The following is a 6015-nucleotide window of genomic DNA, read 5'->3' as shown; positions in this document are numbered from 1 at the left end:
AGTCGACAGGCGCACTCGCGGCGTCAAGCCTGTCACCGCAAGGTAGACGGGAATCTCCTTCCTGAGCTTGCGAAGGGAGGAGAGCACTTCAATGGATGTTCAACAGCGGCTGGACCTCGCTCCACTGGCAGCTCGTGGACCGCTACCTCGACCAGGGCGGCTCCTACTTCGGCGCGAAGAAGGCGAACGAACCCCTGCACGTCCAGTACGGGTACGACGACCACTCCGTCACGGTCGTCAACAACCGCACCGCACCCGCCTCCGGGCTGACCGCCCGGGTGACGCTCTTCGCCCCCGACGGCACACAGAAGTACGACCGCACGGCGACCGGCCTGAGCACGGCCGGCGGCGGCGCGAGCCGCACCGTGCTCACGGTCCCCGAGTCGGTGCCGGGCCTGCCCACCACCTACCTGGCGAGGCTGCTGCTCACCGACGCCACCGGACGGGAGGTGAGCCGCAACGTCTACTGGCTCTCCACCCAGGAGGACGTCCTCGACCACGAGCGCAGCGACTGGTACCACACGCCCACCACCTCCTACGCCGACCTGCGCGGGCTGGAGTCGATGCCGCGCACGGCGGTCGCCGCCACGGCCTCCACGAGCGCCGACGCCTCCGGGACGTCCACGACGACCGTCACCCTGCGCCACGCGGGCACCGGCGGCACCCCGGCCCTGCTCACGGACGTGCACCTGGTGGCCGAGCGGGGAACACCGGTGCTGCCCGTGCGGTGGACCGACAAGCAGGTCAGCCTCTGGCCGGGGGAGTCGGTCACGCTGACGGCGACCTACCGGACCGCGGACCTGCACGGAAGCGCGCCCCGGCTGCGGATCTCCGGCTGGAACACACCGACGTCGACGATCCCGGCGGGCTGACGGCGGGCCGGCCCCCGCAGGGGTCAGGCCACCAGCCCGGCCGCCTCCGGCCAGGACGCCCGGGGGCGATGCCCGCCACGAGCGCCAGTGACCGTGCCACCGGCCGATTGCCGCCTCGGCGGCCCGACGAAGAGGACGTCCAGCGTCTTCCGGCGCTCAGTTCTGCTGGGCAGAGGTGACTGCGGCGCCCTCGTAGACGCTCGCGTATGCGGATGAGCGTTTCGGCCATGTCGCGTCTCGGGCCGTACGGCTTGACTGAGGTCATGACGCAGACGAAGCAGACGACGCAGAACGGCACGCAGGCCACCGACCGGTCCCTCACCCTCGTCATCGGGGGGAACGGCAAGACCGGCCGCAAGGTCGCCGAGAAGCTGACGGCCCAGGGCCGGCCCGTCCGGGTCGGTTCCCGCAGCGGGACGCCGGCCTTCGACTGGACCGAGCCCACCACCTGGCTCCCCGCCCTGGAAGGCGTCGACCGGGTGTACGTCACCTACTACCCCGACCTCTCCTTCCCGGGCGCCCCCGAGCAGGTGGGGGCCTTCGCCGAGGCGGCGGTCGCCGCAGGGGCACGCCGCCTCGTGCTGCTGTCCGGGCGGGGAGAGGAGGCCGCGCAGCTCAGCGAGGAGAAGCTGAAGGCGTCCGGAGCCGACTGGACCGTCGTACGGGCCAGTTGGTTCAACCAGAACTTCGACGAGAGCTTCTTCCTGGAGTCGGTGCTGGCCGGTGTGATCGCCCTGCCGACCGCGGACGGGGTGGAGGCGTTCGTCGACACCGACGACATCGCCGATGTCGTGGTGGCGGCGCTGACCGACGACCGGCACATCGGCAGGACGTACGAGCTGTCGGGTCCCCGGCTCATGAGCCTGGCCGACGTCGCGGCCGAACTGTCGCAGGCCACCGGCCGGGAGATCGCCTACGTACCGGTCTCGGACCAGGCCTACCGAGCGGAACTGCGGGAGCACGGTCTTCCGGAGGACCTCGCCGAGTTGTTCACCCTGATCCAGGACGGGCGCAACGCGCACCTCGTCCACGGGGTCGAGGAGGTCCTGGGCCGCAGGCCCAGGGACTTCGCGGACTTCGCCCGCGAGGCGGCGGCCACCGGCGTATGGGACGTCCCCTCCGCCTGAGCGGCCCGGGCGCCGCGGCGGAGAGGATGTGCGCATGGACATGTTGACCGGCCTGCTCGAAGGCCCCCAGGCCCGGGGGGCCTTCCTCCTCAAGTCCGTCCTCAACCCGCCGTGGGCGATGCGGATCGAGGACCGCGCTCCGCTGTCGGTCGCGACGATGGTGAGCGGTTCCGCGTGGTTGCTGCCCGACGGAGGGGAGCCGGTACTGATCGCCCCGGGCGACGTGGCACTGGTGCGCGGGCCCGACCCGTACACGGTGGCCGACTCCCCGGACACACCGGTGACGGTGACGGTGGGACCGGACCAGCGGTGCAGCACACCGCAGGGCGAGGACGTCACCGACTCCATGGCGCTGGGCGTGCGGACGTGGGGAGCCGCCCACCAGCACGCCGGTTCGGCGGTGATGCTCAGCGGCACCTATCAGGCGCCCGGCGAGATCGGCCGCCGGCTCCTGGGCGCACTGCCGAAGATCCTGGTCAGACCGGCGAAAGCCGCGGACGCGACACTGATCGACCTGCTCGCCTCCGAGATTTCCGGTGAGGAGCCCGGCCAGGAAGTGGTGCTGGACCGGCTGTTGGACCTGCTGCTGATCGGGGTGCTGCGGGCGTGGCCGTCGGCGGCGGACTCGAGCGCGCCCGCCTGGTTCCGAGCCCAGAGCGATCCGGTGGTCGGCCCGGCGCTGCGGCTGCTGCACGAGAGCCCGGCGCACGCATGGACCGTCGCGGAACTCGCCGTACGGGTCGGGGTCTCGCGGGCATCGCTGGCACGCCGGTTCAGGGAGGTCATGGGGGAGCCGCCCTTCGGCTATCTGACGGGCTGGCGCCTGGCGTTGGCGGCGGACATGCTGCGCGAGCCCGACGCCACGGTCGAGAGGGTGGCCCGTCGGGTCGGTTACGGCAGCGCCTTCGCCCTGTCGGCGGCCTTCAAACGGGTCCGGGGGATGAGCCCCCAGGCCTTCCGCGCGGGCGGGCCCGGGCCCGAGGCAGGGCTGGCGCCGGGGCCCGGGGGAACCGTCGTGCTCAGCCCGCCGGAGGGGCGGCCGGGTCGAGGGCGAGCACGCCCACGCGCTCGTCACCGCTGACCTCGCCGGTGGGGGTGAACCCGAGGCCCAGGTAGAAGGGTTCGGGACTGCCGGGGCCGAGGTGCCAGCTGACGTGGACCGCTGGGCGGGTGCCGCGGCGGTGGATCTCGTCGATGACGGAGCGGACGGCGAAGCGGCCGTAGCCCTTGCCCTGGCGGCCGGCGTCGATGTTGAGGCGCCATATGCCGCTGCGCCGGTCGGTCGGGTCGGCCGCCGGGTCCCAGACGATGTCGTGGAAGGCCATCACGAAGCCGACGACGTCGTCCCCGTCGACGACGGCACGCGGCCAGGCGCAGGTGGGGTGGACGTACGCCCATGAGGTCGTGGACGAGGAGCACACGTCCGCGCGGTACGCCCGACGGGACGATGACACGCCCGGGCCGAGCGGGTGTCGTTGTGCTCTAATGCCCGCCGTGACTGACTTGACCGACAGGACACACCGGACCACGACGGGGAGGCGGACGCGATGGGTCTGAAGAAGGCGGTCTACGAGCTTGAGCTGCTGCGGCTGCAGACGGAGCTGGTCAGGCTCCAGGAATGGGTCCGTACGCAGGGCGCCCGACTCGTCGTCGTCTTCGAGGGCCGTGACGCGGCGGGCAAGGGCGGAACGATCAAGCGGGTCGCCGAGCACCTCAACCCCCGTATCGCCCGCATCGCGGCCCTGCCGAAGCCGACGGAGCGCGAACGCGGTCAGTGGTACTTCCAGCGCTACGTGGAGCACCTTCCGGCCGCCGGCGAGATCGTGCTCTTCGACCGCAGCTGGTACAACCGCGCCGGCGTGGAGCACGTGATGGGCTTCTGCACCCCCGCGGAGCACCAGCGCTTCCTGCGCCAGTGCCCGGTCTTCGAGCGCATGCTGGTGGAGGACGGGATCCTGCTCCGCAAGTACTGGTTCTCCGTCAGCGACGCCGTCCAGGAGGAACGCTTCCGCCGCCGGACCGAGGACCCGCTCCGGCGCTGGAAGCTCTCCCCGATGGACCTGGAGTCCCTGACCCGCTGGGAGGCGTACTCCCGGGCCAAGGACGAGATGCTCGTCCACACGGACACGGAGGACTGCCCCTGGTACGTGGTCGAGAGCGACGACAAGCGCAGCGCGCGACTCAACATGATGGCCCACCTGCTGTCCTCGGTCCCGTACGAGGACGTGGCCCTGCCGTCGCTCACCCTCCCGCCGCGCCCCGCGTCGACGGGCTACGTGCGCCCGCCCAAGGACCTCCAGCGCGCCGTCCCCGACCACGCCGCCACCCTCTCCGGCTGACGCCAGGCCGCGGACAGCCGCCCCCGCGCCCCCGGGGCGTGGCCGATCTTGGGGGTGAGTCCTTGACGCGGGGGCGGTGGGGCGACAGCCTTGCCCGGAGTTACCGCGAGGTAGGGGGCGAAGGGGTGGGCATGGACAGGGACGACGCGGAGCTGATGTTCCAAGGGGTCGAGCGGCAGGCCAAGCTGGTGCGCACCGGCAAGGTCACCTCCCGGGCCCTCGTCGAGGCCGCGCTGCGCCGCATCGCCCGGTTCGGTCCCGCGCTCGGAGCCTTCCGCGTCGTCCTCGCCGAGCAGGCGCTCGCGGAGGCCGACGCCCGGGACGCGGAGGCGGAGGGGAATCCCGAACAGGGGCTCGGCCCGCTCCACGGCGTGCCCGTGGCCGTCAAGGACGAGTTCGACGTCGCGGGGCAGGTCACCACCTTCGGCGGCGCCGCCAACCACACCCCCGTCGCCGCCGATTCCGAAGCCGTACGCCGCCTGCGCGCCGCCGGAGCCGTGGTCATCGGCAAGACGACGATGCCCGAGTTCGGCCAGTGGCCCTTCACCGAGTCCGACACCCACGGCACCGCCCACAACCCCTGGGACCTCACCCGCACCCCCGGCGGCTCCAGCGGCGGCAGCGCCGCCGCGGTCGCGGCCGGGCTCGTCGGCGCCGCGCTCGGCGGCGACGGCGGCGGATCCATCCGCATTCCGGCCGCGTGCTGCGGCCTGTTCGGCCTCAAGCCCCAGCGCGGCCGGGTCTCCACCGCCCCGAACGCGCACCTCTGGTACGCCCTCGGCACCGTGGGACCGCTGACCCGCACCGTCCGCGACGCCGCCCTGCTCTACGACGTCCTCGCCGGTACCACCCCCGCCGACCGCTGGAGCGCCCGCCCCGTCACCACCGGGTGGCTGCGGGCCCTGGAGGCCCCGCCCGGCCGACTGCGCATCGGCTATAGCGCCAAGCCCGCCGTCCCCGGTGTGCGCCCGCACCCCGAGCACGTCGAGGCCATGCTGGAGACCGCACGGGCCCTGCGCGAACTGGGGCACGACGTACGGGAGGTCAACCCCCGCTACCCGGACGCGACGGCTCCGTTCGCGGCGCAGTTCTGCGGCGGGGTGCGCGCGGAGGCCGCCGCCGTCGAACGCCCCGACCTGCTGGAGGCCCGTACCCGGAGCACGCTCGCGCTCGCCCGCCTGGTCCCCGAATCCGCCGTGGAACACGGGATCAGGGCGGGGGAGCGGCTGGCGGAGCGCGCGGACCGGATGTTCACGACCATGGACCTGCTGCTGACCCCGGTCGTCGCCGCCCGCCCGCGCCCGGTGGGCGCCCTGGACGGAGCCGGTCTGCTGACGGCGCTGGTGCGTTCGCGCCCGATGGTCGCCTACACCGCGCTGTGGAACGTCACCGGGCACCCGGCGGCCTCCGTGCCCGCGGGCCGCGGCACGGACGGTCTTCCGCTCGCCGTGCAGCTGGTGGGCCGCCGCGACGACGAGGTGTCCGTGCTGCGCGTTGCGGCGCAGCTGGAGGAGGCCCGGCCATGGGCCGGGCGCCGCCCGCAGCTCACGGCCCCCTGACGGACTCCCGGCACGCGGACGCCTCCGCACGGGTACGGGTACCCGTGCGGAGGCGGGGGACGGAGGCCGAGGCGGGGGCGGAGGCCGGGCCGGGGGACGGAGGCAGCCCGGCCGGGGG

5 protein-coding genes and 1 pseudogene are annotated in these 6015 nt (G+C 73.3%); 5 read left to right on the top strand and 1 reads right to left on the bottom strand.

Annotated features, from left to right (window positions below; all coding sequences use genetic code 11):
• Positions 1 to 86 precede the first annotated feature (86 nt).
• The 3 genes and pseudogenes from ACIPXC_RS32740 to ACIPXC_RS32730 form a co-directional block, all read left to right on the top strand.
• Positions 87 to 872: pseudogene (locus tag ACIPXC_RS32740) on the top strand (exo-beta-D-glucosaminidase); the annotation flags it as partial.
• A gap of 263 nt (positions 873 to 1135) precedes the next feature.
• On the top strand, positions 1136 to 1999 hold the full coding sequence (locus ACIPXC_RS32735) for an NAD(P)H-binding protein (RefSeq protein ID WP_401625474.1): 864 nt from the start codon (positions 1136 to 1138) through the stop codon (positions 1997 to 1999).
• A gap of 34 nt (positions 2000 to 2033) precedes the next feature.
• Positions 2034 to 3080, top strand: coding sequence for an AraC family transcriptional regulator (locus ACIPXC_RS32730; RefSeq protein WP_401625471.1), 1047 nt, complete (start codon positions 2034 to 2036; stop codon positions 3078 to 3080).
• On the opposite strand, the gene ACIPXC_RS32725 is transcribed toward ACIPXC_RS32730, so the two are convergent.
• Positions 3019 to 3420 carry a GNAT family N-acetyltransferase gene (locus ACIPXC_RS32725; RefSeq protein ID WP_401625468.1) on the bottom strand — a complete coding sequence of 134 codons (402 nt, stop codon included), beginning with the start codon at positions 3418 to 3420 and terminating at the stop codon, positions 3019 to 3021. The two genes, ACIPXC_RS32730 and ACIPXC_RS32725, sit on opposite strands and share 62 nt — an antisense overlap.
• 126 nt (positions 3421 to 3546) lie before the next feature.
• Between ACIPXC_RS32725 and ppk2 the strand changes: the two genes are divergently transcribed.
• Positions 3547 to 4338 (top strand): polyphosphate kinase 2, encoded by a 792-nt coding sequence (gene ppk2 / locus ACIPXC_RS32720; protein ID WP_401625465.1) that lies wholly within the window; start codon positions 3547 to 3549, stop codon positions 4336 to 4338.
• Positions 4339 to 4469: 131 nt separating this feature from the next.
• Positions 4470 to 5897, top strand: a complete 1428-nt coding sequence (locus ACIPXC_RS32715) for an amidase (RefSeq protein ID WP_401625462.1) — start codon at positions 4470 to 4472, stop codon at positions 5895 to 5897.
• Positions 5898 to 6015 lie beyond the last annotated feature (118 nt).

It is taken from the genome of Streptomyces sp. NPDC090021 (assembly GCF_044748225.1).
Lineage (GTDB): Bacteria > Actinomycetota > Actinomycetes > Streptomycetales > Streptomycetaceae > Streptomyces.
The sequence above is the reverse complement of the archived record's forward strand: the minus strand, read 5'-3'. Positions and strand labels throughout refer to the sequence as shown.